Annotated in this window: 4 protein-coding genes; all 4 read right to left on the bottom strand. The window is 41.2% G+C overall.

All coding sequences use genetic code 11. The annotated features are described in order from the left end of the window. On the bottom strand, positions 1-350 hold a 350-nt coding region (locus Q0257_RS08175; protein WP_298023847.1), incomplete at its 3' end, for an ASCH domain-containing protein. An 84-nt stretch (positions 351-434) separates the two neighbouring features. Next, positions 435-800, bottom strand: a complete 366-nt coding sequence (locus Q0257_RS08180) for a hypothetical protein (protein ID WP_298023850.1) — start codon at positions 798-800, stop codon at positions 435-437. Beyond that, a complete protein-coding gene (locus Q0257_RS08185; protein ID WP_297959206.1) occupies positions 797-1,285 on the bottom strand; it encodes a host-nuclease inhibitor Gam family protein in 489 nt (162 codons plus the stop codon). The genes Q0257_RS08180 and Q0257_RS08185 overlap by 4 nt, the downstream gene beginning before the upstream one ends. Then, positions 1,276-1,482, bottom strand: a complete 207-nt coding sequence (locus tag Q0257_RS08190; protein WP_298023852.1) for a hypothetical protein — start codon at positions 1,480-1,482, stop codon at positions 1,276-1,278. Before Q0257_RS08190 ends, Q0257_RS08185 begins: the two co-directional genes overlap by 10 nt. Between the last annotated feature and the right edge of the window lie 278 nt (positions 1,483-1,760).

Genomic DNA, 1,760 nt, shown 5'->3' on the forward strand with positions numbered 1-1,760 from the left:
CGTGGGGCACTTTTTACTCCGAAATATCTTATATTTTGAGGTTTTTTATATCTTATTGGCTCTTCTAAAAAATACCAAGAGGCACATTTTTTACCCTTAAAATATTCGTCGAATTCCTCTTTAGTAATTCCCGAGCAGTCCAAATAGCAAGCCCATACCGCCTCTTTGTTTTCGCTTCTATCGGCTCTTTTGACTTTTACCTCGCCGACCACCTTTTTTATCGGTGCCGTGGCATATAAAAATATCCTATCATTTGCGATAGAGGCTAGTGCTTTTCTATATTCTACTTTTTTAACACCACCAAGTATCATATCTGCAAATTTAGGCTTTATGGATAGTAAAATAGCCATCGTTTTTCCTTAAAATTTTAAACTCTTTAACAAGCCTTTAAAGCCGATTAAAAGGCTTGTTAAAGGGCTTAAAGCCCTTTAACTTTAATCGAACCATAGCCTAAGCGTACCGTCGTCATCTATATCCAGTTCATCGGGGATGGCCCCGCCGAACAAAGAGTGAGTACCCTTAAAATTTTGATCCAGCATGGTTAAATTGACGATATCGATGTAAAAAGTATCGATATGCGAATACTTGCCTCTTTCTAAATCGTCCACTGTTTCTTGCGATAAAAGAAGCAAATCATATCCGATTAGCTCGCAAGTAGCCTTTATGCTGCCGTAGGTTATATCGTGGTTGCCTTCTACTATAAAGCTATCGCCCAGTTCTTCGTTATCAAGTTCAGCAGCTCTTTTAAAAATTCTCTCAAAATCGGCTTTATCTTTTATCCTATATTTTGGCTCTATCATTGTCCTGCCTCCAAACTCTCAATTTTTGGCACTATGCGGAAGCTATCTTTTATAGTTCTTGTTAGTCCCAGCTTTACGAGATCTTCATCTTTTAGCTCCGCTAGAGCGTCTTTATTAGGTTTTTCCTCGTATATGATGCACTCTTTGGCTAGCCCGTAGCTTTTGATCGCCTTTAGCAGGCTTTCTACTTTTGCCTTAATACGAGGCAAGCTCACACTTTTAGTTAGGCGGTAGCCGATCTCGCCAAAGGTAAATTCCTTCGAGCGTTTTTCGGCAAATTCGTGCTTGTTTTCTTCGCAAAAAAACGTGATTTGCTGCTCGATATAGTTTTTCTCGCTCTCTAGCCGCTCAACTTCGGCCTTTCTGCTCTCTTTGATGCGGTTGCACTCAAGCGTTACTTCGCCGTTGATCTTTTCGATACCTACACTTAGCTCGCACACCTTTTTTAGCGCATTATCTATATCGCTAAAGCTTTTTATTTCCATTTTCTACTCCTTAGTTTTGATTTTCTTCTGTTTGCTCTTATTACTTGGCTTTTATGCTTCGCGCCTTTTGTTATTTGGCTCTTAGCAAAAGCCATCCTGCTTCTTCTGGTTTTGGTTTGCATTGGCACGCCGCCAAGTGTGCTGGTGTCGCTTATAGCTAGGCTTAGCCCCGCCAGCATCGACATGGCTTTTATCATCTCTTTCTCCTTTCTAAAATTTTAAATCTTCTGGCTAGTCCGTATTTTATGACGTAGCCGTATTGTAAGCAGATCGGAAGGCTTGATTTTCCTTTTCTTACGATCCGCACCGCATGCCTCTCACTCATCGAAAAGACTAAATTTCAGCTCCCTTACGCCGAGCTGCCTTGCAAGCTCTCGCTCGTATGCCATGCCCTTGCTATTTTCGCTGCCTTCGCAGGCAAAAAAGTAGTAGTAGCTGCATACCGAGAGGAGTTCCTCGCAGTTTTTCATTATTC

Source organism: uncultured Campylobacter sp. (genome assembly GCF_938018035.1).
In the GTDB taxonomy this organism is placed as follows: domain Bacteria; phylum Campylobacterota; class Campylobacteria; order Campylobacterales; family Campylobacteraceae; genus Campylobacter_B.

Excerpts from the sequence above, each read along its gene's own strand:
- Q0257_RS08180 (WP_298023850.1), bottom strand. The coding sequence starts at position 800 with ATGATAGAGCCAAAATATAGGATAAAAGATAAAGCCGATTTTGAGAGA.
- Q0257_RS08185 (WP_297959206.1), bottom strand. The coding sequence starts at position 1,285 with ATGGAAATAAAAAGCTTTAGCGATATAGATAATGCGCTAAAAAAGGTG.
- Q0257_RS08190 (WP_298023852.1), bottom strand. The coding sequence starts at position 1,482 with ATGATAAAAGCCATGTCGATGCTGGCGGGGCTAAGCCTAGCTATAAGC.